The organism is Pseudomonas sp. K2I15 (assembly GCF_002204795.1).
In the GTDB taxonomy this organism is placed as follows: Bacteria; Pseudomonadota; Gammaproteobacteria; order Pseudomonadales; family Pseudomonadaceae; genus Aquipseudomonas.
The window spans coordinates 82,723-107,173 of record NZ_NIXO01000002.1 but is presented as its reverse complement, the minus strand read 5'-3'; the positions used below and the strand labels follow the sequence as shown (position 1 = coordinate 107,173).

The window sequence follows — 24,451 nt, the reverse complement described above, 5'->3', positions numbered from 1 at the left end:
CTTGGCGTTGCCGGGCTGGTTGCTTGGCTTGAGCGGGCTGGCAGGATTGTTGTTGCTCTGGTGGTTGGGGGTGAGGGTGTTTGGCAGTGCAGACGGTTTGTCTGCGCGGTTTTCGCTGTCGGCGACCCTCGCCAGTCTGTGGGAATTGTTGGGGCGCAGCGAGCTGTACCTGAACATCGCCGTCAGCCTCAAGCGGATCTTCGTGGGGCTGTTCCTGGCGTTGCTGATTGGCGTGCCGTTGGGCTTGCTGGTGGGCAGTTCGCGCAAGCTGGAAGCGGCGACCACGCCGGCTTTCCAGTTTTTGCGGATGATTTCGCCGCTGTCGTGGATGCCCATCGTGGTGATGTTGATGGGCGTGGGCGACCAGCCGATTTACTTCCTGTTGGCGTTCGCGGCGGTGTGGCCGATTTTGCTGAATACGGCGGCGGGCGTGCGGCAGTTGGACCCGCGCTGGTTGCAATTGAGCAAAAGCCTGAGCGCCACGCGCTTGGAAACCTTGCGCCGGGTGATTATTCCCGGGGTGATGGGGCACGTGCTGACCGGCGTGCGCCTGGCTATCGGCATTCTGTGGATCGTGCTGGTGCCGTGCGAAATGCTCGGGGTCAGTGCGGGGCTGGGTTACTACATCCTCGACACCCGTGACCGGCTGGCTTACTCGGAACTGATGGCGATGGTGCTGCTGATCGGCTTGCTGGGGTTTGCCCTGGATGCGTTTGCGCGGTGGTTGCATCAGCGTTGGGTGCATGGGGCAAACAGTTAAGCCTGGCCTTTCATAACAAACCCGACTCGATGTCGGGTTTGTTGTTTATGCCGCCTGATCAGCGATGGTAATACCCCGGCCCGCCGCCGTCGTAGTAGCGATGGTCGTGCCAACCGCCGCCGCCGTGGGGGAAAATGATGCAGCCACTCATGCTCAGCATGATCAGCAAGGGAATCAGCAGTGTGATTCGACGGAGCATTTCCAAATCCTCTAAGGTTCTCACAGGTTCTATCAGGCGTTGGACGAGCCAAAGTTTTACATCGCCTGTAACATGAGACCCTGCCGACCCCATTCCATCCCCGCCATTGGGTATGTGCTTGGTGTGGCAGCCGATACAAAGTGGATACAATTTTTTAGCTTCAGGACCCCGTCATGACCCAAAAGCAACGTTTGAAATACTCGATTCTGATTTCCCTGGTAGTGCTGGGGACGATGTTTGGCCTGTCCTACCTGCAGGGCAATGGGGTCATCAGCGAAAAAACGTTCCAGACCATAGCCATTGCCGTGGCGGTGACCGTGGTGGTGATCAACGGAGTGATGCGCCGCAAGGTCAAGCCTAACCTCTGAGTCAGTCCCGGCCTTCCAGGACTTTGGCAGCCTGCTCATGCAGGCTGTAGCTCTTGTCGGCGTTGAGGGTGATAACGCCCTCGGTGCACAAGCGCTTGAGCACCTCGCGCACGCTGAGAAACGACAACGGGATGCCCAGCTCCAACAAATGGCTGTGCACGCCCCGTACCCCGAGGGAGCGCTGGTTGTCGGCGGCGTTCAGCAGCGCGTCAATGACCTTCAGCCGGATCAGGCTGGTGCGCAGGCCAAAGCACTTGAGCAAATGACGAATGCGCTGGTTGCCATGTTCCGGCGCCTTGCCGAACGCCTGGTCGCCGGAGGCAAAACCTGCGTCATGCATGGATGAGTGTCCTTCCGTGGGCAGTTGCGGGTTGTACATGCAAAAACTCCTTATCAGAGCCTGATCAGGAAAATGATGGCGCTCTTAACTAATAAGACGTACGAACAGCGCAAATCATGAAGCGCGGGATGTAGAAATTTTGTCGGTAACACCCTGGAGACATATCGATATATCCGAAAAAACGTCTGCGGCTGCTAAATTATTCCCGGTTTTTACGTCTTAACTGAGGTGTTGGCGAAGCTGTCCCTCGTCACGGTGTTTAATTTGGCTGTGGAGTCTGCGTGATTATTTCCAACGGGTTGTTCAGGGTGTGCGTGGCTGGGGCGTTACTGGGGCTGAGTCTTTCGGCCACGGCGCGGGTACAGGAACAACAGGCTTCGGCCGAGATCCGCCGTACCAGTTTTGGTGTCCCGCATATCCGGGCCAGCGATGAGCGCGGGCTGGGTTATGGCATTGGTTACGCCTATGCCCAAGACAACCTGTGCCTGCTGGCCAATGAGGTGGTGACGGTTAACGGCGAGCGCGCCAGGTACTTTGGCCCCGAGCAGGCGACGCTGGAAGGGCGCAACAACCTCGCCAACGACGTGTTCTTCACCTGGCTGAACACGCCCGAAGCTGTCGCGGCGTTCTGGAAGGCCCAAACCCCGGCGATGCAGCAGCGCATTGAAGGGTATGTGGCCGGCTATAACCGTTACCTCAAGGAGCGTACCGCCCAGGGCTTGCCGGCGCAGTGCCAGGCCGCCTGGGTACGGCCGATCACCGCCGAAGACTTGGTCAAGCTGACTCGTCGGCTGCTGGTGGAAGGTGGCGTCGGGCAGTTTGCCGAAGCCGTGGTGGGCGCCATGCCGCCGAATGCCGTCGCGCGGGTGGATGCCAAGGCGTTTGAGGTCGCCGCCGCCAACCAGCAACGTTTCGCCCTGGACCGCGGCAGCAACGCCGTGGCAGTAGGCCGCGACCGCTCGTTCAATGGCCGTGGCATGTTGCTGGCCAACCCGCATTTCCCGTGGGTCGGCGGCATGCGTTTCTACGAGATGCACCTGACCATCCCAGGCCAGCTGGATGTGATGGGCGCCGCCTTGCCGGGCCTGCCGGTGATCAATATCGGCTTCAACCAGCACGTGGCCTGGACGCACACCGTTGATACCTCCAAGCACTTCACGCTGTACCGCCTGACCCTGGACCCGAAGGACCCAACTCGCTATCTGCTGGATGGCAAATCTGTGCCCATGGATAAAGCCAGCATCAAGGTGGCGGTAAAAGCCGCCGACGGCAGCATCAAGGAGGAGTCCCGCACGGTCTACAGCTCGCAGTTCGGCCCGGTAGTGCAATGGCCGGGCAAGCTGGACTGGGATAAAAAATATGCGTTCAGCCTGCGGGACGCCAACCTGGGCAACGACCGTGTGCTGCAACAGTGGTACGCAATGAACCGCGCCGCGAATCTCAAGGAACTGCAAACCTCGGTGCACACCCTGCAAGGTATCCCGTGGGTCAACACCCTGGCGGCGGACGACCAGGGCCAAAGCCTGTACATGAACCTGTCGGTGGTGCCCAACGTCAGCGCGAAAAAACTCGCGCAGTGCAGCGATCCGCGCGTCGGCCTGCAATTCATCATGCTCGACGGTTCCCGCAGCGCCTGCGCCTGGGACGTGGACCCGCGTGCGGCCCAGGCCGGGATTTTCCCCGCTGATCAATTACCGCAACTGGAGCGCACCGACTATGTGCAGCACTCCAACGACTCGGCGTGGATGGTCAACCCCAAGGCACCGTTGACCGGTTTCTCGCCGGTGATCAGCCAGGACAAGATCGGCCTGGGCCCGCGTGCCCGTTTCGCCTTGCAGCGCTTGCAGGAACTCGACAAACACCCGATCACCGTCACCGACTTGCAGAACATGGTCATGGACAACCAGGTGTATCTCGCGAGCCAGGTCATGCCCGACCTGCTGAAATTCTGCGCGGATGCCGACGCTGCCGTGAAATCGGTGTGCGACAGCCTGAAAAGCTGGGACCAGCGGGCCAACCTCGACAGCGGCGTGGGCCTGGTGCACTTCATCAACCTGGCAGAGCAACTGGCGCAAGCGCCTGACGCGTGGAAGGTGGGCTTCGACCCGGCGCAGCCATTGACCACGCCGCGTGGGCTGGCAATTGAGCGGGCAGGCGTGGCCAAGGCGCTGCGTGAAGCGATGTTGGCGTCCGCCGCCGACGTTGCCAAGCGTGGACTGACCTCCGACAGCCGCTGGGGTGACGTTCAAGTGTCGGGCCAAACGCCAATCCATGGCGGGCCGCAAGAGCTGGGCGTGTACAACGCCATGCAAAGCGTGCCCCGGGCCGATGGCAAACGCGAGGTGGTCAGCGGCAGCAGCTACTTGCAGATCGTGACGTTCGATGAGAAAGGCCCGCAAGCCGCAGGCGTGCTGGCGTTCTCGTTGTCCAGCGACCCGGCGTCGAAATACTTCAAGGACCAGACCCAGGCGTTTTCCGAGAAAAAACTCAGGCCGCTGCCGTTTACCGAGCAGCAGATCAAGGCTGACCCGCAGTATCAATTGCAGGTTATCCGTGACAAGGATGAAGCCGGGCGGTAGGGTGGCCCACCGGCAATTGCCGCCCCTTGAGAGAATATTTTTTGAAATCAAGGGGTTGCAAGCCCTGGCAAATGAGTACATAATTGCGCCCATCGAACGCACTGAAGCATTAAAAACTTCAATGTTTTCAATGAGATAGAGTAGAGGCAAGCTTCACATAGCCCACTCAAGTTTGTATGCGGTGAATGTCGGTTGTAAGGCATTGATCGTTTGAGGCCGAGTAGCAAAATGGTTATGCAGCGGATTGCAAATCCGCCTACGCCGGTTCGATTCCGACCTCGGCCTCCACTCTTAGAAACCCCGTAGATTAACGTCTACGGGGTTTTTTATTGGGTGCGGGAAAAGGGCAGGCGCCGACGTTCGCGTTTTGCACCGGCTGCCACATTTGCGGAGCTTATTACTGAGCCCTCATCCCGATCCGGCCACCCTTCATGGTCGCCGCCAGGTGCTTCGCAAGACTGGCCGTGGCTCGTTGCAGACTGCTCAGATATTTTTTGCAAAACTCAGACTCTGTGATTTTTTGGGCGCGGGCCTCTCATCCTTTAATTGGGGAGTCGGGCTCACCCCTTATCTCTTGCATAGCTTTGTCATTAATTGCTGATATCTCTGCATAGTTTTTCTGCATGCCGTGTTCACGCATATCCATGCCAGTTACCACGCCAGACTTGGTGATTATTGACGGGTCCGAATGGATGCCAAGTCCATAAGCAAGCGCGCACCGACTCTCAGGATGGCGCGAGACTGGATCAGCGAGATCGATGCCCGCTTTCCAAAATGCTGGCTATCAAGTTCATGAGTTATCCTTCGGGAAATTCAGCTGTGCTCTTTCAGGTCATTTCCATGCCACGATTTGAAGTTTTTAGTGATGGGCAGCACATCGGTTGGTCCGACTTAGAGCTGGGCGATCCGCCCATGGGGGTTGCGTTCGGTGTATTTGTGCCAGGCCTTGGGTATTCCAGAATCCAGGAGCAAGTCAGAACATTCGCTCAGCGTGATCAGCGCCATTTCAAGTTTACTGTGCGTATTGTGGGCGCAGAGGAAATTCGAGCTGCTGGCGTATCCATTGCTGACTACTCGTTTGATTGTGGGGAAGACGCAATAGAGCTGAGCGTTCTGGGAATCGAGTACCCAGCCTATGGTGATGTCTTTCCTGAGCACGTCGCGGCCTATCAGCGCCAATGGAGTGCGTAGCCACACTTCGGGCGGCGATACATTCCATCGGGACTTTATCGGGGCGATCTTGGGAGGATTGGTATGTTAATAGCGCACTTATCGGATCTACATATCAGGCCTCAGGGCCAGCTTTATCAAGGCTTGGTAGATTCTAATGCTATGTGTGAAGCAGCTATCGCACATTTGAACGCTCTTAATCCCGCTCCAGATGTCGTGATAGTGACGGGAGACATCGTGGATAGAGGTTCGCCTGCCGAGTACATCATGGCAAAGAAACTGCTGTCCGAATTAAAGCAGCCCGTACTGATTATCCCAGGCAACCACGATGATCGACGCGAATTTCGAGCCGCACACCTGACTGAGTCGTATGGTGTGGACTTGGAACCCTTCAATTTTGTTGCCTGCGAGTTTGGCCCCGTTCGAATCATCGGTCTGGACATCACCGTGCCTGGGAAACATCACGGCAATTTTGATGCTCGATCGAAGGAGTGGCTTGAAAATGCGTTAGCGCAAGAGCCAGAACGGCCCACGCTGATCATGATGCATCACCATCCCTTTCTCAGCGGTATTCCATATATAGATATTTATGGATGCGAAAACGGTGAAAGCCTGGCGAATGTCATACAACGCTTTCCTGCAGTCGAGCGAGTGGTGTGCGGGCACATCCATCGGTCGATGCAATTACGGTTCGGTGGCTCAGTGCTGTGTACTGCGCCCAGTACTACTACAGCCATTGCTTTGCAGTTTGATCCACATGCGCTTGAAGCGTCCTTTATTGAGCCACCAGCCATGCTGCTTCACCATTGGAAGCCCGATACCGGCATCATTACGCATTGGGTGCCTATAGGGAGTTTTCCTGGTCCCATGCCGTTCGCGTGAATGCGGTGTTTCATGCGCGGTGACCGACAGTAGGTGTTACGCGCAAGATAGCTGTAAACCACCTAAAAACCACGTGCATCTACAGCCAAGCCATTACGCCTCCATGGCGTGAGCACGTGCCACGCCGATGTTGGCTAAAACTGTAGGAGCTGTCACGACATCTGGCTGTCGCCCCCTCTGGTTTACTATCTGATTTAGTATGGGCTGGGCTGTGTACAGTCTTTCCGTCGCTATTTAAGTAAGATCCATGCTCGATCAACTGAGACTCATCAGGCAGTAAGTCTTGTTGGGGATCGGTTTTAGCCTTTGCGAATGCGGGCTGAGAGATCAAGCAGGCAGCAAGAGCCAGATAGGCTAGTTTCACGGGGACCAATCCTTTGAGTGTCGCGGGCGGCGGCCCAGTTGTATCTGCGCCGAAATTGGCGCAACCACAGTCCTTGGGCTTGCAGGCGCAGGACCAGGGTGGCTCGTTGATTATTGATCGTTTTGGGTAGGGAAATCGGCGCCTTCGCTGGACGTGTATTCGCTGTTACGGCAGCCATTATCATCCCTTGCGTGGCGCTTGATAAGGCATAGTGCCACTATTTCTGAATCAAACCCTGCTATTGGTATTCCATCGATGCTGGATGCGCGGCCAGATCACCGCAAAGAAGTTGGTAGCCGGGGCAGCCTTGCTCCCTCCAATGATGGTGCGCGAAGGTAAAAGGGACTGATTTATTTGAATCAGTCCCCATACGGCGTTAGTGCGGTTTGAAACAATCCAGCGCTTGATCCGCCAGGGTCCTGGCCATGTCGATCAGGTGCGCGGTGGAGCGCGCCATGTCGCGGTTTCCCCCGTTTGAACCCTGCACAGAGCCTTCAGCCGTTGCGGCTGCACAGCGCAGTAATTCAGATATTTGGGCGATGGCGTCTTCAAAACTGACGTCTTTGTGAACGGTGAATATCGGATGAGGGAGGGGATCGGGTTGCAGGTAGTGGCTCAACGCGCGATCAAAAGCCTAGCGGTCCCGGGTGGTACGAGGTGGGTCTGGAACGAAATTGTCCATGCATAAGCTCCTACTGAGGCTGGAGCCAGCCTCGTGTCGGTCTCACTCGACAAAAAGGTGGCAGCTATGTGCAGGGTGAGAATACCGGACAGTAGGACTCCGGCCAGACCGAAGTCTGCCCGCACACAGCCGCCATAGAGAATGCTATAGACGGTAGTGGCGCTTGGCGCCTACTGGTTCCAGGTTCTCACACCCGGTCGCTGATGTGCAGCGACGGAGCGAAGACTAGCCAGTGATTCCAGCGGGCACAAGGCCGAAAGATTCTCTAGGAAATGTCCCGCAAGCTAAAGCTATTTGCCTTGCTGGCCTTTAAAAAACAGGGAGGCGTTTACGGGTTTTTTGGCGGTGCCTCTGGAGTCGCGACGCGCGTTGTTGCATCACTTGGCGCAGCACACACCCGAAAGCTTTACCAACAGCGCCAACGCAACAATCGCCCAGCCAAGGTTAAGCGCCACAAACATCCACTCAGGTGGCTGCGCGCCCAATAAAATCACCGATGTTATCGCGATAAAACCCATCAAAAACCCGATGGGCAACCAGCGCCAAAACCCTAGCGGGTGCTGACGCACGTTGATTGCCGATGGATTTTCTTCATGGATCGTCATGGTTATTTCGCCTTGGTGGCCCTCTGCTTCAAATAATCGACAAAGGGCTTTATGTCAGTGCTGCACAGCAAGTGCGCCACTTCACGTACCTCTGCGACCGGCCAGTTCCACCAGGCCGACTGCTCAAGGATCAGTCGTGTAGGCTCATCAAACCGCCAGCGGATGGGCTTGGCCGGGTTGCCGCCCACAATCGCGTAAGGCGCAACGTCCTTGGTCACGACCGCGCCTGCGGCAACCACGGCGCCATCGCCGATGGTGATGCCCGACAGGATGATCGCCCGCGAGCTTATCCAGCAATCATTCCCGATGACCACGTCACCTTTGCTGCCGCCGAAGTCGGTGATATGCGCAGCTTCTTCGATCTTGGCGGGGAAGGGGTAGCAACTCAGCCAGTCGGTACGATGATGCCCGCCCAGAAACACTTCGACGTTGCCGGCAATGGACGTATAAGCGCCTACGCGTAACGTGGTGCCTTCGTTCCAGTCGTGAACTTTCAAATCGCCGTAGGTGCCGACACCAAACGTGTACTTGGGGTAGCGATTGCGCAACTTTTGCGTAGCACGCTCAAGTTGGGGAAGTGCGCGCAGTGCCTTGCGCGCTTGATGTTCACGCCATTTACGCAACAGCTTCATGCAGTAGCCTTTTGCCGGTGTTGAGATGAAGAGCGCTATCCTGAGCAATGAGGCCGGGCGATGCAAGGCTCAATAGCCTGGGGCACCTTAGTTTCCATCAATCAGGCGAAGCGCCAACTCGGCGCTGAATTTGCCTGCCGCCGGGCCTCCATGACAATCGGTTTTTGGTGAAGACGCTCCGTCCGAATTACCCGGGAGTTTGATCCATAGGGCAAGCAACTGTGGCGAAAGCACTTGCGGTGCAATGCCGAGCTTGCGACCTGCGGGGTTGCACCAGTCGCCGGGGTTAGCACCATTGCCGTTGCGGCTCGTGTCCACCGCGATGGCTTTTGTATAGCTGTATTCGCTTAACAACCTGGCATTGATCGCGTCACCGTAACTGCGCACCTGGGCAAGGGTGTAGAAGTTCGCGATATTCAAGGTAAACCCCCGCGCCTGTTGCACGCCGGCGGCATTCAGCGCATCAGCCATCACGCCCGGAGACTTCCAGCCCGGATTGCCTGCGTCCAGGTAAACATCCGTATGAGGCGCGCGCTGTTTGAACCCCGACACGGCGTAGTTGAATAGCGCCAGCCGCCGGGAGCGTTTGTTCTTGTCCAGGCACTGCATATCGGCCAGTGCATCCGGCTCCAGGATAACCACCGCGGGTTGGTCTCCAATGCCATCGATCAAATGGTTGATCCAGGCCCGGTACTCTGTGGCATTCGGCGCGCCACCCTTCGAGGCGCCGCCGCTGCAATCACGGTCGGGCAGGTTGTAGGCCACCAGGGTTGGGGTTTTATCGGTGCCGGCGGCGGCCGATACGTAACGACTCACTCGGTCGGTCAGCATGCCTGTGGCCTGGCTGGTGCCGGTCAGCCACAGGGCGCTGGGCACGTTGGCAATCGCTGCGCGGATCCTTGCGGTGGCAGGCGTGCCGGGGTTGTGCTGCACCCACTGTGCGGCGGTGGACTGCGGGTTGACGTAGAACCCATCGCTCGCCTGGGCAGCAGCGGGCTGCAGCGACAAGTAGATAATGCCGGCGGCAAGGGTCGCTATCTTCATTATGCTAGAAACCAAAAGAGAGGCGGGCGGCCAAGGTAAGTCAGCCCTCCGCCGGCGTCACGTGAAGGTGGATGAAGCTTGCAGGGTAGCTGTGTGGATCATGGCCATGGCATGCTCCCGCGCCAAGCATCCAGTCAAGGAAGAACGATGTCGATTTATGCCATCACCGTCCCCTGCTTTGCGCAGATGTTGCGGTCGCTCAAGGGTCTTCTCTCCAAAGGTGAATCCCACGCCCACGAGTTGGGTTACGACCCACAAAACCTGCTGAACGCACGGCTGGCGCCGGACATGCATCCGCTAGCAACGCAAATCCGATTTGCGTGCACCCAGGCCCAGGAAGCGATCCAGCGTCTCACTCACCAGCCGCTGCCAGCGCTGAGCACGCCCACCACCCTGGACGAGGCGCGGGGGTTGATTGAGCAAACGCTGCAAACCCTTGCCACGGCAGATCGCACGCTTATCGACGCCAGCAGCGGGCGGCCAGTCGCCATCGAGCTTCCCGACGGCATCATTTTTGATATGACGGCCCACGAATACGCGGTCAATTGGGCCCTTCCGCAGTTCTACTTCCACCTGATGACCGCTTACAACATCCTCCGCCATAACGGCGTGCCGCTCGGAAAGGCCGATTACGTGCCGCACATGTTCGCTTTCATGCGCGCGCAATAGGCCCCATCCGAATGAGTGGGCCCTGTTCCTGCATATAAGCGTATGGTGGATGTTAAACACGCTTATCGAGGTACCCACCATGGACGATCAGCTCGGCGCTCGCCTTAAAGAAGAACGCAAGGTTCTTGGGCTCTCTCAACAGCAATTTGGCGCGATTGGCGGTGTGGCCGCCAATGCCCAGGTTCACTACGAGAGTGGTGCGCGTTTGCCCAAGTCCGATTACCTGGTTGCCCTGCGGCGCAAGGGCGTGGACGTGCTTTACGTGCTGACAGGGGAGCGGGCGGTTATTAACCATGACGCGCTGAGCGACAAGGAAGCGTTGATCATCAACCACTACCGCACGCTGGACGGGATGGATCAGGACGCGATTGCGCAGATCACCTCATCGCTGTCCGACGGTTAACGCACTCCGGAATCCTGTATGTCGTTCCCGTGTTCGGAGAAGCCTTGAAGCTCGTGATAATCGTCTTGCTGGTACTGGGTGCGGTTTGGGTGTGGTGGACCTGTCCACGGGGCGGGCGCTTGTTGCTAGCGTAGGCCTGACGAAGTGTATGCCTGTATCTATCCGTAGCTGTACGGGGCGCGTGCCAGCGCAACGTTCTACTGTCATGGCCACAGTATCTCGTTCGGATGTCGCCCCATGTTCATGTCTTCAAGCCTGCTTTCAGCCTTTGCGCTGTTCGCCTTTGTCTCCTCGATCACTCCTGGCCCCAACAACACCATGTTGCTGGCTTCCGGGGTGAACTACGGTTTTATCCGTTCGATTCCCCATGCACTAGGCATCAGCATTGGCTTCATGTTGCTGGTGATCGCCGTGGGCCTTGGGCTCGGTGAAGTGTTCAAGGCGTTACCCTGGGCCTACACCGTATTGCGTTATGTGGGGGCGGCGTATTTGCTGTATCTGGCCTGGAAAATTGCGACCTCCAGCGCCATGTCCGATGACACCGATGACGAGCGCAAACCCATGACGTTTCTCGGTGCGGCGGCATTCCAGTGGGTCAACCCCAAAGCCTGGGTCATGGCGTTGGGCGCGATCACCACCTACACGCCTGCCGACGGCTATGTCACCAACGTATTGTTGATTGCCGCCGTGTTCGCCTTGGTGAACCTGCCCAGCGTTTGCGTATGGGCCGGTTGTGGCAGCGGCCTGCGCAATGTGCTGCGCGAGCCGCGCTGGTTGAGGGTGTTCAACTGGTCGATGGCGGGGTTGTTGGTGCTGTCGTTGTACCCGATGTTTTTTGCGGGCTGAAACGCCCTCAAAACCCAGGCGGTGATCCCTAGACCGGTGAGATGGTGGCAAGCAGACCAATCGCGATGGTCAGTGCAAGAAAACCGAACAGGAAAAATGCCATCTTAGCCATAAGGCCTCCGAAATGAACGGGCCGGCAGGACGGTTCCTGTCGGGCTCCACGGGCGTGTCGGGAGTGGGTCTATTGTCAGGGCAGGGCGAGTTCCGATACAGGGGCAGATGCGCAAGAAAAAAGCGTATCAGATGAGTCGGGGCGCAGCAGGAGCAGGTAAACCGTGGATGATCATTTTCGGGTATCAGGGAATAGACAGTGGGCAGTGGCGCTATGGCTAAGGGGGGCTGGCGCTTGAACCAGTCAAGGAACTAACCTTTTGTGCGCAGTATCGTATTCACGGTCCCACCAAGGAGGTTCTTCATGAATATTGGCGCAAGGTTAAAGGCAGAGCGTGTCAGGCTTGGCTATTCTCAAGCGGCGCTGGGCAAGGTCGGGGGCGTTGAAACCAATGCCCAGGGCCGTTATGAAAACGGCGTGCGTTTTCCGCGCGCAGATTATCTGGCGCTGATTGCCGCGGCAGGTATCGATGTGTTGTTTGTCATCACCGGCAAACGCAGCAAAAATGACAATGCCGATTCGGCGAAAGCCGCCGAAGCACTGGACAGCGCCACGGAGTGCCTGGAGAAGGCAAAAGAGTTGATCCACTGAAGCGGTTTTCATCGGGGCGAGTAGGCAAATGGGCAAAACGTTGGCTGCGCTGTCGTTTTTGATGACCCTGGTTTGGGTTTCAGTGGTTATTGCGGTAATAACCTATTTTTCTTAGGGTGCCTCGGTTTAATTGCTGTACATGGCGAAGCGGTCGGCGCCGCTGTCGCCCATTGTGGCTGCCGAAATCTGTAGATCACTGATCTGGCGAGCTTTTTTGTTTGCCGGGGCGCAGCTGGTTTGTTTGAAAAAGCCCGCGCCCGACCTTGCATCGAGGGGGCTGGATCTATATATTCCCTAGCCTGCTGCACCGCTCAAGGGCTTTTGAAGCTGCTTGGCTCGCTGTATAGCGCTACCGCCCGAATGGCGAAACTGGTAGACGCATGGGACTTAAAATCCCCCGCTCGTAAGGGCGTGCCGGTTCGATTCCGGCTTCGGGCACCATCATATTCAAGGACTTGCATGATTTATCAGGCAGGTCCTTTTTGTTTCCGCTGCGCAATTTCAAACGTTGCGCCGCAACTCACTAGGTTGGCGCAACCTTTTTGCCTACCCGTTTGCGAATGTAGTTCTCGGTCATCACCAAGGTGGTGTGCCCAAGTTGATCCCTCGCTTGTAGGGTGTCTGCGCTGGATTGCGCCTTGTCGGTACCAGCCTTGGCGCGCAAGTCGCGCATCCGGGATCACTTGGCGGCTTTGAATGTGGGGTTCATGGAGCGCTTACGAAGGACGGCTTCTTCATAGATGTCGCGACGATCCGTCAGGATGCCGATGGCGATCATCGAGCCTATGTTAGCCAGGTCCCAGTTGGTCCAGTAGTGATCAACATTTGCGCCGCTGATGCTTCTTCAAGCGGTAGGCAAATTGAGCACGGCTCAACCCCACGAGCCTGGCCGCGGCAGCCAGATTGCCTGAGTTCTGTTGCAGCGCTTCATTGATCAGCCGCGATTCAAGGCCTTCGATGGAAAACCCTTGGTCCAACTGACTAAGGGTTTCCAGCATTGCCGCACGGGGTACCGAGGGCGCTGCATGAAGCCCGGTGTTTGACAGGCTGCCGTGGTCGTCCAGGCCATAGGCATCTGCTGGCATGGGTTCGTTGCGAAACAGGTGCACCAGGTCAATCGCCTGGCCTTCATCACTGGCGATCAGGCCGCGCTCGATCAGGTTCTGCAGCTCGCGCACATTGCCCGCGAAGTCGTAACGCAGCAAGACTTTCAGGGCGCGCATGGTCAGGCCCACCGGTGTTCGCGCGTATTCCTGGCAGAAGCGCGTCAGGAAGGCGTTGATCAGCAGCGGGATGTCATCCCTGCGTTCGCGCAGCGGTGGCAGGGCGATGGGGTAGACGTTCAGCCGGTAGAACAGGTCTTCGCGAAATGTACCGTCGGCAACAGCTTTGCGTAGATCAATGTTGGTGGCGGCCACTACTCGCACATCCACCTTGATCCCGCGCACGCCGCCAACCCGTTCGATTTCCCGTTCCTGCAAGGCCCGTAGCAACTTGCTTTGCCCGCCCAGGCTAAGGCTGGTGATCTCATCCAGAAACAGTGTGCCGCCTTGGGCACGCTCAAAACGTCCAGGTCGTGAATGGGTCGCGCCGGTATACGCGCCGCGTTCGACGCCGAAAAGCTCAGCCTCAATCAGGTTGTCCGGGATGGCTGCGCAGTTGAGGGCCACAAAGGGGCTGTCGCGCCGATCACTGAGCTGGTGTAACTGGCGCGCAAACATCTCCTTGCCCACCCCGGACTCACCGCTGATCAGCACCGTTGCCGGGGTCTGCGCGACCCGTTGCAAGGCTTGTGTCGCGGCATTGAAGGCCGCACTGGCGCCAATCAACGCCTGTGGCTGGTTGACCCTGGCGCTGGGGCTCAGCGGGTTGTCGGGCGCGGGGGCGACGAGGGGGCCGGTGACGGCCTGGGACACATTCAGGTAGCGCAGGTCCTGCTCGACGTCGCCCCATTGCTCGGCCGTCTTGCCGATGACCCGGCAGCTTCTGTGGCCCATGCCACGGCATTCCGTCTCCCGGAAAATCACCATTTGCCCGAACAGGCCACTGACGAAACCGATGGCATAGCCGGTCTCAGTCCAGCACACCGGGTCCTGGCCGATGCCATAGGCGCCCACATGTTCGTCGGCCTCGCAGGAGTGGTGCCACAGAAACTCGCCTTCGTAGAACCCTGAGTCGGCGTCGAACTTGAAGTGCAAGGGTTCGACCTTGGTCATGCCTTCCAGGGTGTGCAGGTGCGTCCCGGCGCGAAACACCGCGGCGGCATCGGCCTGTGGCCAGCGTTCGCGAATCAGCCGCGCGTCGCGCGCGCCCGAGGCGTAACCGGTGCGCGTGAACAGGCCGCGCGCCTGCTCCAGCCCCAGGCGCTCGATGACCTCCCCGCGCAGGGCGCCGAACGAGGAACTGTGCAGCAACAGCATGCGTTGGTCGTTGAGCCAGATGCGCCCATCTTCGGGAGAAAAGAACAGGCAGTCGGTCAGTTCCGCCGGCGTCGGCGAACTGCTGTCGCTGAGTTGGCGGCTGTCGCCCCGAGGATGGTAGGGCGCGGTGGCGGCCCGGTCGTCGGGCAGCGAGCTGTGGGGATTAGTCATTGTTATGCCCCTGCAAAGCGAGTGAACGATATGAGTAACTGCTGAGATAGTTATTAAACATAACCTTATCAATTGGACAAGTGGCACGCCCGCGGTTTTTGCAACCAATCGGTGGGCCGCGTGTGAGCTGCGCGCTGCAGGCCTTGTTCCAGAGCTTGCGCCGGTTTATGTCAGCGCCGCTGTACGCAAGCGGCACAGCCTTTGCTCAAGGCTTGATGCGGCGTTTGCACAGTGTGCAGACGATGACAATTACAAGAACCGGGAGTTGCCATGTCAGTGTCTGAAACCACCCACTTTCTACAACGGGCCATTGAGTCCGAATGCCTGTTCAACGGCGATTGGATACCCGATTCGGGGTCCGTGATCCCGGTGATCGAACCCGCCACCGGCGAACCCCTGATGCGCTGCGCCATGGCCCAGCCGGCCGACATCGCTATCGCCTGCCGTAGCGCGGCCCTGGCCCAGCCGGCATGGGCCGCACTCGGCCCACGGGAGCGTGCCGAGGTTTTTCGCAAGGCTGCCGACTTGGCCCAGCAGTCATTCGCCGAACTGGCGTTGTATGTCGCCCGGGAAACCGGGGGCGCGCTGTTCAAGGGCGAACACGAAGTGCGCGAGGCGATTGTGCTGCTGCACCAGGCGGCAGGCCTGTTGTCCCAACCCCATGGGCTGGTGTTGCCCAGTGCGGCAGGGCGCCTGTCTTATGCACGGCGCCGGCCCCATGGCGTGGTCGGCGTGATCTCCCCGTTCAATTTCCCGTTGGTGCTGTCGCTGCGTTCAGTGGCGCCGGCCCTGGCCGCAGGCAATGCGGTGGTGCTCAAGCCCGATCCGCAGACCCCGGTCAGTGGCGGGTTCATCATTGCCCGGTTATTCGAAGAGGCGGGCTTGCCCAAGGGCCTTCTGCACGTGTTGCCCGGCGCCGCGCCGGCCGGTGAGGCGCTGTGCCGCGATCCCAATGTGCGGATGATCGCGTTCACCGGGTCCACGGCGGCGGGGCGCAAAGTCGCCGAGGTTGCCGGGCGACACCTGAAAAAAGTCGCGCTGGAACTGGGCGGCAAGAACCCGTTGATCATTCTCGAAGACGCCGACCTGGACCTGGCCGCGAGCAACGCAGCCTGGGGCGCCTGGCTGCACCAGGGGCAAATCTGCATGGCGACCGGGCTGATTCTGGCCCATGAGTCCATCGCCGAAAGCCTCACGCGCAAGCTGGTGGACAAGGCCCGGGCGCTGACCGTGGGCAATGCCGCTCGGGGTGAAGCGGCGCTCGGCCCGTTGATCAACCAGCGCCAATTGCAGCGCGTGCACGAGATCGTCAGTGACAGCCTGCAGGCCGGCGCACGGCTGGAGGCGGGAGGCGAATATGACCAGCTGTTCTACCAGCCCACCGTACTCAGTGGCGTGCGCCCGGGCATGCGCGCGTTCGAGGATGAAATTTTCGGCCCGGTGGCCACGGTGGTCAGTTTTGCCACGGACGAGGAAGCCATCGAACTGGCCAATCGCACGGAGTACGGCCTGTCGGCCGGCATTATCTCGCCGTCGGTTGGGCGCGCCATGGCCATCGGCGAGCGGCTTGACTGCGGCCTGTTGCACATCAACGACCAAACCGTGGCCGACGAATGCATCAACCCCTTTGGCGGGCGCGGCGCATCCGGCAATGGCGGCAGTGTGGGTGGTCCGGCCGACTGGGACGAGTACAGCCAGTGGCAATGGGTCACCGTGAAAAATACGCCACCGATCTATCCCTTCTGAGCCCTGGCTCATGGGTTTGATACACGCATGCCTATACAAAAATAAGAGGGCTTGAACATGAACCTGTACAACAAAACCTTGATCGTCACCGGTGTGGCTTCGGGCATTGGTGCGGAAGTGGCGCGGTTGGCGCGCTTCCAGGGCGCCACGGTGATCGGTGTGGACCGCCACGAACCGCAGTTGACCCTGGATGGCTTTTTCCATGCCGACCTGAGCGATGCCGCGAGCATCGATGCGCTGGTGGCGCGCCTGCCGGCGCGGGTCGACGGGCTGTGCAATATCGCCGGTGTGCCCGGTACGGCGCCGGTACAAACCGTGGCTGAGGTCAATTACCTGGGGTTGCGTCATCTCACTCAATCGATGCTGCCACGCATGCCGGCGGGCGGCAGCATCGTCAACGTCGCCTCGGTGCTGGGCGCGCAGTGGCCGCAACGGCTGGAACTGCACAAAGCGCTGGCGGCGACAGAAAGCTTTGGGGCCGGGCAGCAGTGGCTGGCAGCCAACCCGGTTGAGCAGGCCACGGGTTATCAGTACTTCAAGGAAGCGCTGATCGTCTGGAGCTTCCAGCAATCCCAGGGCTGGTTTCGCGATCATTCGGTGCGCATCAACTGCGTCGCGCCGGGGCCGGTGTTTACGCCGATTCTCGGCGATTTCGTCAGCATGCTCGGGCCGGAGCGGGTGGCCCAGGACAGCCAGCGCATGACCCGTCCGGCATTGGCCGATGAGGTGGCAGCCGTGATCGCCTTCCTCTGCTCGGACGCCGCGCGCTGGATCAATGGCGTGAACTTGCCGGTGGACGGCGGTTTGGCGGCCACCTACGTGTAGCGGTTGCAACAGCGGTAAGCCCCGGCGCGGACCCACCGCGCCGGGGGTCTTGAACAACAACAAAAATACAGGACTTACAAGATGCTCAAGCCAATCTTGCGGACAGTTGCGGCCATGACTTTTGTCGCACTCTCATCGACTGCCTACGCTTATGACTTACCCGGACTCAACCTGGGCAGCACCAGTTTCTACGACGGTTCACCGGCACCCGCCGGCCCTGGCTGGTACCTGGAGGAATACCTGACGTACTCCCGCGCCAGCCGTTTCAATGATGCCAACGGCAACAAGCTGGCATTGCCCAAGCAGGACCTGGAAGTCGTGGCGCCCACCACGCAGATCATCTATGTCGGCCAACCCCTGGCGAACGGGGCAATGCCGGGTTTCACCCTGATCAATACGTCGCTGGCCCACGTTGATGTCGACGATGGTTTGCACAACGCAGCACTCAGTTCCCGCGCCGGCTTTGGTGATCTGATTGTTGGCCCGTTCCTGCAATTACCAACCCTGACCCGGGCCGACGGCAGCCCGCTGCTGACCCAGCGGGTCGAGGCCGATGTATCGATTCCGGTGGGGGCCTACGACCGCAACCGCTCAATCAATCCGGGTAGCAACTTCTGGTCATTCAACCCGTATTACGCGGCGACGTACTGGTTCAATCCCAAGTGGTCGGCGAGCGGGCGTTTCATGTACCTGTGGAACGGCAAGAACGATGACCCGCAAGCGGGCTTCGGTGATGTCTCCACGACACAGGCCGGGCAGGCGCTGCATGCCAACCTGACCGTGCAATACGCCCTCAGCCAACAACTGAGCGTGGGGTTGAATGGGTACTGGTTGAAGCAGATCACTGACACCGAGGTGGACGGGCACGCCGTCAGCGGGCGTCGGGAAAAGGTCTGGGCCATTGGCCCAGGCCTGGTCTACGCCTTCAACAAGGAAAACGTACTGTCGGTGAACGCTTACTTTGAGCAGCAGGCCGAAAACCGCACCGAGGGCAACAAGCTGGTGCTCAATTGGCTGCACAAGCTCTAGGCTTTCGTGTGCCGGGCAGCCCCAAGGCCGGGCAGGTTCAGCGGCGCTGTACGCACCATGACGCTGATGATGGTCAGTGCGGCGATCACCACCCCGGGGGAAGTGGCCAGCAGTACCCCCGTGGTGCCGGCGCCTGCGGCGAGCAGTTGCCCGGCGGCCAACGGCCCGGCCACCGAGCCCAAGCGGCCGATGGCCACGGCTGCACCGACGCCGGTGGCGCGCACGGCGGTGGGGTAGGAGGGCGGCGCCGAAGCATAGAGCACCAGTTGCGCGGCCATGACAAACAACCCGGCGGCGAAGCCGGCAATAGCCATCGGCACGATGCCGGCCGACAGGCCGACGCCGGCCAGCGCCGCCAACAACCCGGCATACACGAACAGCACCACCTTGAGCGCATTGCAACGGTCCAGCAGCACGCCGCCGAGCAGCGAACCCAGCGCGCCGCCGATGTTGAACAGCATCTGCACAATGCCTGCCTGGGGTTTGCTGAAGCCTTGTGCCAGCAATAACGAAGGCAACCAGTTGAGCAGCATGTACATCACCGTCAGGGTGAAGAAGTAGCTGAGCCACAAGGCCAGCGTGGTGCGTGCGCGACCTTCGCCGAACAATGCTTGGCGGGTGGAGGGGCGCAGGCTCAGGGGTTTTTCGAGTTGTTGGCGAAAGGCGTTGGATTCAGGCAGCAGCAGGATCATCAGCGGCACGGCCAGCAAGGGCGCCAGGCCACCGATAATAAAAGTAGTCTGCCAGTGCTCACTGGAAAACATCGCCACGACGGCGGCCAATGCGCCACCCAGCGGTACGCCGCAGTACATGACGCTGATGGCGGTGCCTCGGTTGCGTTCGCTCACCGCTTCGGCGCACAGGGCGATCAGGTTGGGCAGCGCCGCACCCAAGCCCAGGCCGGTCAGAAAACGCACCAACAGCAAGCTCGAGTAGCTTTCGACAAACGCGGTGCTCAGGGAGAACAGCCCGAACAGCAGCACGGCGCTGACCAGGATTTTCTTGCGCCCGATTCGGTCGGCAACCCAGCCGCCGAAGAACGCGCCGGGCAGCAGGCCGATGATCCCGACACTAAATACCCAGCCGAGCATCTTCGGGTCCAGGGCAAAGCTCTGGCGCAACCCCGCGGCGGCGGTTCCGGCGGCCTGCAGATCGAACCCTTCGATCAGCGCAACGATAAAGCACAACGCGATAGTCAGCGTCGAACGACGCGATGGACTGTTCATGGGCAAACCTCATTGTTGTTTTTGTTGTGGTGGCACGCCTGATCGGCTGCTGGCGATTAAGATAACAAAGATAACTAAAAAATGAATGGTGTATAAGAATGGCAAAAAAATACGAATAAAATCAATAAAAACAATTGGTTGATATGTAGATCAATGTGCAATAAAAAAATAGATAGCTTTATTAATGTTCGATTATCGGTCATTGGCAGTTGACGAGAGCCGTCGGCTGTTTCCATTCTTTGTTCGCCAGGCCGATTGCGCCGAGCGTGTGTCACCCCAAAAACAACAACAAAAAATGGACATCGAACATGCGAAAACACCCTGCGGACGCCGCTGCGGCTGCGTCAGTTTCCTGTGTGTCGAACAGCAATCCAGGCTGGGCCCTGGCGTTGCTGGCCTTGAGCGCTTTGCCTACCCAGTTATGGGCAGAGGGCTTTATCGACGATAGCCACGGCACCTTGACCCTGCGCAATTACTATCTGGACCGCGACTACAAGGACGACGGTGCGAAGACCGCTGCGCGGGAATGGGCCCAGGCGTTTATCGTCAACATGGAGTCGGGATACACCCCTGGCCCCCTGGGGTTTGGCCTGGATGTGCGCGGGCTGATGGGGGTCAAACTCGACTCTTCGCCGGACCGCAGCGGCACCGAGCTATTGCCGGTGTCGGCCAGCGACAAGCGCGCCGCCAATGAGTACTCACGCCTGGCGCCCACCGCCAAGCTGCGGTTTGCACAAACCACGGTAAAGACCGGCGACGTGTCGATCTTCCTGCCGTTCGCCTTTGCCAGCCCCTCACGCCTGCTGCCGCAAACTTTTCGCGGCACCACCTTAAGTTCCAAGGACATCGATGGCCTGACCCTCAATACCGGCTATATCGACCGTATCAACAAGCGTGATTCCACTGACTATCAGGCGATGACCATTGCCTCGCCCAACCGGCGTTTCAACGCCACGGCAACCACCTCGCACTTGGCGTACGTCGGGGGCGATTATCAGGTCAACAAGGACCTCAGCCTGCGCGCCTATCACGCCGAAGTGGCGGACCTCTACCAGCAGGACACCTTCGCGCTGCTGCATAACTTGCCAGTGGGCGACGGTGTGTTGACCAGCGATCTGCGCAGTTTCTTCAGTCGCGAGGACGGCAGCGCCAAGGCCGGGAAAGTGGATAACCGCAACCTCTCGGCACTGTTTGGCTACCGCCTTGGCGAGCACCGGTTCAGCTTGGGATACATGCATTCCAGCGGGGACACGGCGACGCCCTATATCTCGGGAACCGAGCTGATGGGCATGAGCGAACTGACCATGAGTTCGGACTTTCTCAACGCCAAAGAGCGCACCTGGCAAGCCATCTACGACTATGACTTTGCGGCATCGGGTTTACCGGGCCTGAAGGGCCGGTTGCGGTACGTGCGCGGCGACAATATCGAGTTGGCGGCTTTCAATGCCGAGGACCGCAAGGAGCGCGAGTTCCAGATGGAACTGGGTTACGTGATCCAGAGCGGCCCCTTGAAGAACGTCGGGCTGATGGCGCGCAAATCGATCTACCGCAATGACTTCCCTGGCGGTGCGGCGTTTCGCGATGAAAACCAGACCCGCTTCCTGGTGCTCTACACCGTGGCGCTCTGGTAGGCGCCACGCGATGGGCGCGGATCAGTCTTGATACACCTTCTTCAGCAAGCGCAGCAGCTCTTCACGCTCCTGAAGGTCCAGGGCTGCGGTGGCATCCAGGTCGCTCTGGGCGGCGATCTCCTTGAGCGTCTTGAGCAGGGTTTCGCCGGTCTTGCTGAGGAAGATCCCATAGGAGCGTTTGTCTGGCTTGCAGCGTACCCGCACCGCGAGGGCGCGGCTTTCCAGCTTGTTCAGCAAGGGCACCACTTGAGGCGGCTCAATGGCCAGGGCGCGTGCCAGGTCGGCCTGCATCAGGCCGGGATTCTGGTCGATGATCGCCAGGGCCGAGAACTGAGCGGGGCGCAGGTCGTGGTCCGACAGCCGGCCGATCAGATTCTGGAACAGCTTGAGCTGGGCGCGACGCATGGCGTAGCCGATCAATTCGTCCAGGGCTGAATCCAGCGGCGCCCGTGCCTGGGCGTTGTCGGGCAGGGCCTGGCTGGCGTCGGCGATGTTGGAAGGCTTGGCCATTAACAGTGCAATCCTCAAAAGGTGGAGGTTAAGAAGGCTATCTAGTTTGCCGGGGTTGGCGAGCCATGGCTATGCCGGTTTTTCGCAACGCCGGGACAGCGCAGGTTTTACGTTACGAAAATATTGGTTATGCGAATTAATAGTTAATTGACATAACTATATTTGCGGTTTAATTTCGAATCATCTTCACGTCAAGAACAAGAGAGCAACCACCATGAGCAATTACGAAGGCCGCTGGACCACCGTCAAGGTAGAGATCGAGGAAGGCATTGCCTGGGTCATTCTCAATCGCCCGGAAAAACGCAACGCCATGAGCCCGACCCTGAACCGGGAAATGATCGACGTACTGGAAACCCTCGAGCAGGATCCGGCGGCTGGCGTGCTGGTACTGACGGGTGCGGGTGAGGCATGGACCGCCGGCATGGACCTCAAGGAATACTTTCGCGAAGTGGATGCCGGCCCGGAAATCCTTCAGGAAAAAATCCGTCGTGAAGCCTCGCAATGGCAATGGAAACTGTTGCGCATGTACGCCAAGCCCACTATCGCAATGGTTAATGGCTGGTGCTTCGGCGGTGGCTTCAGCCCGCTGGTAGCGTGCGACCTGGCGATCTGCGCCGACGAAGCCACCTTCGGCCTCTCGGAAATCAACTGGGGCATCCCGCCGGGCAACCTGGTGAGCAAGGCCATGGCCGACACCGTGGGCCATCGCCAGTCGCTGTACTACATCATGACCGGCAAGACCTTTGGCGGGCAAAAAGCCGCCGAAATGGGCCTGGTCAACGAGAGCGTGCCCCTGGCCCAGCTGCGGGAAGTCACCATCGAACTGGCGCGCAACCTGTTGGAGAAAAACCCGGTGGTGCTGCGTGCGGCCAAGCATGGCTTCAAGCGTTGCCGTGAGCTGACCTGGGAGCAGAACGAAGATTACCTCTACGCCAAGCTCGATCAGTCGCGCCTGCTCGACACCGAAGGCGGTCGCGAGCAAGGCATGAAGCAGTTCCTTGACGACAAGAGCATCAAGCCCGGCCTTCAGGCTTACAAACGCTGAAGCACGCAGGTGAGTAGCGGGCGCATCCCGCTGTTCGCTGCCGCCTGCGGGCGCTACTGTTACACCGCTGCACTGCATTCCCGATAAAGACAATAAAGAGGAATCACCATGCTGGACGTGCCCCTGTTGATCGGCGGCCAGTCGTGCGCCGCCCGCGACGGTCGAACCTTTGAGCGCCGCAACCCGGTGACCGGTGAAGTGGTCTCGCGGGTTGCCGCCGCCACCCTGGAAGATGCCGACGCTGCCGTCGCCGCCGCCCAAGCCGCGTTCCCAATGTGGGCGGCGCTGGCGCCCAACGAACGCCGCACCCGCTTGCTCAACGCTGCCGAGCAATTGCAGGCGCGCAGCGCCGAGTTCATAGACGCAGCCGGCGAGACCGGCGCCATGGCCAACTGGTATGGCTTCAACGTGCGCCTGGCGGCCAACATCCTGCGTGAAGCGGCGTCGATGACCACCCAGATCACGGGCGAGGTCATTCCCTCAGACGTCCCCGGCAGTTTCGCCATGGCCCTGCGTCAGCCCTGCGGTGTGGTGCTGGGTATTGCGCCGTGGAATGCCCCGGTGATCCTCGCCACTCGCGCCATCGCCATGCCGTTGGCCTGCGGTAATACCGTGGTGCTCAAGGCCTCGGAATTAAGCCCGGCGGTGCATCGCCTGATTGGCCAGGTACTGCAGGATGCCGGCCTTGGCGATGGTGTGGTCAACGTCATTAGCAACGCCCCGGCGGATGCTGCTGCGATTGTCGAGCGGTTGATCGCCAACCCGGCCGTGCGTCGCGTCAACTTTACCGGCTCGACCCATGTGGGGCGGATTGTCGGCGAACTCTCGGCGCGCCACCTCAAACCGGCGTTGCTGGAGCTGGGCGGCAAGGCGCCGTTGCTGGTGCTCGACGACGCCGACCTCGATGCTGCGGTGGCGGCGGCAGCCTTTGGGGCTTACTTCAACCAGGGCCAGATTTGCATGTCCACCGAGCGCCTGATTGTCGATGCCAAGGTCGCCGATGCGTTCACCGCAAAGCTGGCGGCCAAGGTCGCGACCCTGCGCGCGGGCGATCCCGTTGCGGCGGATTCGGTACTGGGTTCACTGGTAGACGCCAGCGCTGGCACACGCATCAAGGCCCTGATCGACGATGCCCTGGCCAAGGGCGCGCGGCTGGTGGTGGGCGGCCAACTGGACGGCAGCATCCTGCAGCCGACCCTGATCGATGGCGTCAACTCGAGCATGCGCTTGTACCGCGAAGAGTCCTTCGGGCCGGTGGCGGTGCTGCTGCGCGGTGACGGTGATGAAGAACTGCTGCGCCTGGCCAACGACTCCGAGTTCGGTCTGTCGGCAGCGATCTTCAGTCGCGACACCGGGCGTGCATTGGCACTGGCGCAGCAGGTGGAATCGGGCATTTGCCATATCAACGGCCCGACCGTGCATGACGAGGCGCAGATGCCGTTTGGCGGAGTCAAGTCCAGTGGCTACGGCAGTTTTGGCGGCAAGGCCTCGATTGAACACTTTACGCAATTGCGCTGGGTGACCTTGCAGAACGGGCCACGGCATTACCCGATCTGAGCAGGCGTTGCGACATAACAATAACAAGGCGGCTGTGATCCGCCT

Annotated in this window: 25 protein-coding genes, 2 tRNA genes and 1 pseudogene; 17 read left to right on the top strand and 11 right to left on the bottom strand. The window is 59.6% G+C overall.

Annotation, left to right across the window (positions count from 1 at the left end):
* The first annotated feature begins 1 nt into the window (after window position 1).
* Entirely contained in the window at window positions 2-760 is a 759-nt protein-coding gene (locus CEC48_RS02685) for an ABC transporter permease (RefSeq protein WP_176438654.1), read from the top strand.
* 58 nt (window positions 761-818) lie between these two features.
* Here the strand turns inward: CEC48_RS02685 and CEC48_RS31475 are convergent, their stop codons facing one another.
* Window positions 819-959: a hypothetical protein gene (locus CEC48_RS31475; protein ID WP_176438651.1), complete on the bottom strand. Its 141-nt coding sequence runs from the start codon at window positions 957-959 to the stop codon at window positions 819-821.
* A gap of 173 nt (window positions 960-1,132) precedes the next feature.
* Between CEC48_RS31475 and CEC48_RS02680 the strand changes: the two genes are divergently transcribed.
* On the top strand, window positions 1,133-1,327 hold the full coding sequence (locus CEC48_RS02680; RefSeq protein WP_088422322.1) for a hypothetical protein: 195 nt from the start codon (window positions 1,133-1,135) through the stop codon (window positions 1,325-1,327).
* Between the two features lies 1 nt (window position 1,328).
* Here the strand turns inward: CEC48_RS02680 and CEC48_RS02675 are convergent, their stop codons facing one another.
* Window positions 1,329-1,706, bottom strand: coding sequence for a fe2+ zn2+ uptake regulation protein (locus tag CEC48_RS02675; RefSeq protein WP_088422321.1), 378 nt, complete (start codon window positions 1,704-1,706; stop codon window positions 1,329-1,331).
* A gap of 242 nt (window positions 1,707-1,948) precedes the next feature.
* On the opposite strand from CEC48_RS02675, the gene CEC48_RS02670 reads away from it, so the two are divergent.
* From CEC48_RS02670 to CEC48_RS02655, 4 genes are all read left to right on the top strand, one after another.
* Entirely contained in the window at window positions 1,949-4,246 is a 2,298-nt protein-coding gene (locus tag CEC48_RS02670) for an acylase (RefSeq protein WP_088422320.1), read from the top strand.
* Between the two features lie 214 nt (window positions 4,247-4,460).
* Window positions 4,461-4,534 (top strand) — tRNA-Cys (locus CEC48_RS02665).
* 504 nt (window positions 4,535-5,038) lie between these two features.
* Window positions 5,039-5,437, top strand: coding sequence for a hypothetical protein (locus CEC48_RS02660; RefSeq protein WP_256579653.1), 399 nt, complete (start codon window positions 5,039-5,041; stop codon window positions 5,435-5,437).
* Between the two features lie 63 nt (window positions 5,438-5,500).
* Window positions 5,501-6,298, top strand: coding sequence for a phosphodiesterase (locus CEC48_RS02655; RefSeq protein ID WP_088422319.1), 798 nt, complete (start codon window positions 5,501-5,503; stop codon window positions 6,296-6,298).
* A 79-nt stretch (window positions 6,299-6,377) separates the two neighbouring features.
* On the opposite strand, the gene CEC48_RS02650 is transcribed toward CEC48_RS02655, so the two are convergent.
* From CEC48_RS02650 to CEC48_RS02630, 5 genes are all read right to left on the bottom strand, one after another.
* Complete coding sequence (locus CEC48_RS02650) at window positions 6,378-6,662, bottom strand: DUF3761 domain-containing protein (protein WP_088422318.1); 285 nt, start codon at window positions 6,660-6,662, stop codon at window positions 6,378-6,380.
* Window positions 6,663-7,038: 376 nt separating this feature from the next.
* Entirely contained in the window at window positions 7,039-7,281 is a 243-nt protein-coding gene (locus CEC48_RS02645) for a DUF6124 family protein (RefSeq protein WP_088422317.1), read from the bottom strand.
* A gap of 440 nt (window positions 7,282-7,721) precedes the next feature.
* Window positions 7,722-7,949, bottom strand: a complete 228-nt coding sequence (locus CEC48_RS02640) for a hypothetical protein (RefSeq protein ID WP_088422316.1) — start codon at window positions 7,947-7,949, stop codon at window positions 7,722-7,724.
* Between the two features lie 2 nt (window positions 7,950-7,951).
* Complete coding sequence (locus CEC48_RS02635) at window positions 7,952-8,581, bottom strand: CatB-related O-acetyltransferase (RefSeq protein ID WP_088422315.1); 630 nt, start codon at window positions 8,579-8,581, stop codon at window positions 7,952-7,954.
* A gap of 87 nt (window positions 8,582-8,668) precedes the next feature.
* Window positions 8,669-9,625, bottom strand: a complete 957-nt coding sequence (locus CEC48_RS02630; protein WP_256579652.1) for a glycoside hydrolase family 6 protein — start codon at window positions 9,623-9,625, stop codon at window positions 8,669-8,671.
* A 147-nt stretch (window positions 9,626-9,772) separates the two neighbouring features.
* Here CEC48_RS02630 and CEC48_RS02625 point away from each other — a divergent pair, with 147 nt between their 5' ends.
* The 5 genes from CEC48_RS02625 (at window position 9,773) to CEC48_RS02605 (ending at window position 12,687) form a co-directional block, all read left to right on the top strand.
* Window positions 9,773-10,294: a DUF1993 family protein gene (locus CEC48_RS02625; RefSeq protein ID WP_088422314.1), complete on the top strand. Its 522-nt coding sequence runs from the start codon at window positions 9,773-9,775 to the stop codon at window positions 10,292-10,294.
* A gap of 79 nt (window positions 10,295-10,373) precedes the next feature.
* On the top strand, window positions 10,374-10,697 hold the full coding sequence (locus CEC48_RS02620; RefSeq protein ID WP_088422465.1) for a helix-turn-helix domain-containing protein: 324 nt from the start codon (window positions 10,374-10,376) through the stop codon (window positions 10,695-10,697).
* Between the two features lie 237 nt (window positions 10,698-10,934).
* Complete coding sequence (locus tag CEC48_RS02615) at window positions 10,935-11,543, top strand: LysE family translocator (RefSeq protein ID WP_088422313.1); 609 nt, start codon at window positions 10,935-10,937, stop codon at window positions 11,541-11,543.
* Window positions 11,544-11,958: 415 nt separating this feature from the next.
* Entirely contained in the window at window positions 11,959-12,246 is a 288-nt protein-coding gene (locus tag CEC48_RS02610) for a helix-turn-helix domain-containing protein (RefSeq protein ID WP_088422312.1), read from the top strand.
* A 354-nt stretch (window positions 12,247-12,600) separates the two neighbouring features.
* Window positions 12,601-12,687 (top strand) — tRNA-Leu (locus CEC48_RS02605).
* A gap of 82 nt (window positions 12,688-12,769) precedes the next feature.
* Here the strand turns inward: CEC48_RS02605 and CEC48_RS30825 are convergent.
* Both CEC48_RS30825 and CEC48_RS02595 read right to left on the bottom strand, forming a co-directional pair.
* Window positions 12,770-12,922, bottom strand: a pseudogene (locus CEC48_RS30825) (integrase); the annotation flags it as partial.
* A 142-nt stretch (window positions 12,923-13,064) separates the two neighbouring features.
* Window positions 13,065-14,837, bottom strand: a complete 1,773-nt coding sequence (locus CEC48_RS02595; protein WP_088422311.1) for a sigma-54-dependent Fis family transcriptional regulator — start codon at window positions 14,835-14,837, stop codon at window positions 13,065-13,067.
* Window positions 14,838-15,107: 270 nt separating this feature from the next.
* Between CEC48_RS02595 and CEC48_RS02590 the strand changes: the two genes are divergently transcribed.
* From CEC48_RS02590 to CEC48_RS02580, 3 genes are all read left to right on the top strand, one after another.
* The gene (locus CEC48_RS02590) at window positions 15,108-16,583 is read left to right on the top strand and encodes a benzaldehyde dehydrogenase (RefSeq protein WP_088422310.1); all 1,476 of its coding nucleotides are present in this window, start codon (window positions 15,108-15,110) and stop codon (window positions 16,581-16,583) included.
* Between the two features lie 57 nt (window positions 16,584-16,640).
* Entirely contained in the window at window positions 16,641-17,408 is a 768-nt protein-coding gene (locus CEC48_RS02585) for a coniferyl-alcohol dehydrogenase (protein ID WP_088422309.1), read from the top strand.
* Between the two features lie 81 nt (window positions 17,409-17,489).
* A complete protein-coding gene (locus CEC48_RS02580) occupies window positions 17,490-18,437 on the top strand; it encodes a transporter (protein WP_088422308.1) in 948 nt (315 codons plus the stop codon).
* On the opposite strand, the gene mhpT is transcribed toward CEC48_RS02580, so the two are convergent.
* Window positions 18,434-19,663 carry a 3-(3-hydroxy-phenyl)propionate transporter MhpT gene (gene mhpT / locus CEC48_RS02575; RefSeq protein ID WP_088422307.1) on the bottom strand — a complete coding sequence of 410 codons (1,230 nt, stop codon included), beginning with the start codon at window positions 19,661-19,663 and terminating at the stop codon, window positions 18,434-18,436. The two genes, CEC48_RS02580 and mhpT, sit on opposite strands and share 4 nt — an antisense overlap.
* Before the next feature lie 308 nt (window positions 19,664-19,971).
* On the opposite strand from mhpT, the gene CEC48_RS02570 reads away from it, so the two are divergent.
* On the top strand, window positions 19,972-21,294 hold the full coding sequence (locus CEC48_RS02570) for an OprD family porin (protein ID WP_176438650.1): 1,323 nt from the start codon (window positions 19,972-19,974) through the stop codon (window positions 21,292-21,294).
* Between the two features lie 21 nt (window positions 21,295-21,315).
* On the opposite strand, the gene CEC48_RS02565 is transcribed toward CEC48_RS02570, so the two are convergent.
* The gene (locus CEC48_RS02565; protein ID WP_088422306.1) at window positions 21,316-21,804 is read right to left on the bottom strand and encodes a MarR family winged helix-turn-helix transcriptional regulator; all 489 of its coding nucleotides are present in this window, start codon (window positions 21,802-21,804) and stop codon (window positions 21,316-21,318) included.
* A 214-nt stretch (window positions 21,805-22,018) separates the two neighbouring features.
* On the opposite strand from CEC48_RS02565, the gene CEC48_RS02560 reads away from it, so the two are divergent.
* Both CEC48_RS02560 and CEC48_RS02555 read left to right on the top strand, forming a co-directional pair.
* Window positions 22,019-22,849, top strand: coding sequence for a p-hydroxycinnamoyl CoA hydratase/lyase (locus CEC48_RS02560; protein WP_010567568.1), 831 nt, complete (start codon window positions 22,019-22,021; stop codon window positions 22,847-22,849).
* A gap of 108 nt (window positions 22,850-22,957) precedes the next feature.
* Window positions 22,958-24,406 (top strand): aldehyde dehydrogenase, encoded by a 1,449-nt coding sequence (locus CEC48_RS02555; protein WP_088422305.1) that lies wholly within the window; start codon window positions 22,958-22,960, stop codon window positions 24,404-24,406.
* Window positions 24,407-24,451: the final 45 nt, after the last annotated feature.

Coding starts and splice junctions, on each gene's coding strand:
- CEC48_RS02615 (WP_088422313.1), top strand. CDS start 10,935: ATGTTCATGTCTTCAAGCCTGCTTTCAGCCTTTGCGCTGTTCGCCTTT.
- CEC48_RS02565 (WP_088422306.1), bottom strand. CDS start 21,804: ATGGCCAAGCCTTCCAACATCGCCGACGCCAGCCAGGCCCTGCCCGAC.
- CEC48_RS02640 (WP_088422316.1), bottom strand. CDS start 7,949: ATGACGATCCATGAAGAAAATCCATCGGCAATCAACGTGCGTCAGCAC.
- CEC48_RS02630 (WP_256579652.1), bottom strand. CDS start 9,625: ATGAAGATAGCGACCCTTGCCGCCGGCATTATCTACTTGTCGCTGCAG.
- CEC48_RS02560 (WP_010567568.1), top strand. CDS start 22,019: ATGAGCAATTACGAAGGCCGCTGGACCACCGTCAAGGTAGAGATCGAG.
- CEC48_RS02655 (WP_088422319.1), top strand. CDS start 5,501: ATGTTAATAGCGCACTTATCGGATCTACATATCAGGCCTCAGGGCCAG.
- CEC48_RS02625 (WP_088422314.1), top strand. CDS start 9,773: ATGTCGATTTATGCCATCACCGTCCCCTGCTTTGCGCAGATGTTGCGG.
- CEC48_RS02595 (WP_088422311.1), bottom strand. CDS start 14,837: ATGACTAATCCCCACAGCTCGCTGCCCGACGACCGGGCCGCCACCGCG.
- CEC48_RS02620 (WP_088422465.1), top strand. CDS start 10,374: ATGGACGATCAGCTCGGCGCTCGCCTTAAAGAAGAACGCAAGGTTCTT.
- CEC48_RS02555 (WP_088422305.1), top strand. CDS start 22,958: ATGCTGGACGTGCCCCTGTTGATCGGCGGCCAGTCGTGCGCCGCCCGC.
- CEC48_RS02680 (WP_088422322.1), top strand. CDS start 1,133: ATGACCCAAAAGCAACGTTTGAAATACTCGATTCTGATTTCCCTGGTA.
- CEC48_RS31475 (WP_176438651.1), bottom strand. CDS start 959: ATGCTCCGTCGAATCACACTGCTGATTCCCTTGCTGATCATGCTGAGC.
- CEC48_RS02610 (WP_088422312.1), top strand. CDS start 11,959: ATGAATATTGGCGCAAGGTTAAAGGCAGAGCGTGTCAGGCTTGGCTAT.
- mhpT (WP_088422307.1), bottom strand. CDS start 19,663: ATGAACAGTCCATCGCGTCGTTCGACGCTGACTATCGCGTTGTGCTTT.
- CEC48_RS02580 (WP_088422308.1), top strand. CDS start 17,490: ATGCTCAAGCCAATCTTGCGGACAGTTGCGGCCATGACTTTTGTCGCA.
- CEC48_RS02585 (WP_088422309.1), top strand. CDS start 16,641: ATGAACCTGTACAACAAAACCTTGATCGTCACCGGTGTGGCTTCGGGC.
- CEC48_RS02590 (WP_088422310.1), top strand. CDS start 15,108: ATGTCAGTGTCTGAAACCACCCACTTTCTACAACGGGCCATTGAGTCC.
- CEC48_RS02660 (WP_256579653.1), top strand. CDS start 5,039: ATGAGTTATCCTTCGGGAAATTCAGCTGTGCTCTTTCAGGTCATTTCC.
- CEC48_RS02635 (WP_088422315.1), bottom strand. CDS start 8,581: ATGAAGCTGTTGCGTAAATGGCGTGAACATCAAGCGCGCAAGGCACTG.
- CEC48_RS02570 (WP_176438650.1), top strand. CDS start 19,972: ATGCGAAAACACCCTGCGGACGCCGCTGCGGCTGCGTCAGTTTCCTGT.
- CEC48_RS02675 (WP_088422321.1), bottom strand. CDS start 1,706: ATGTACAACCCGCAACTGCCCACGGAAGGACACTCATCCATGCATGAC.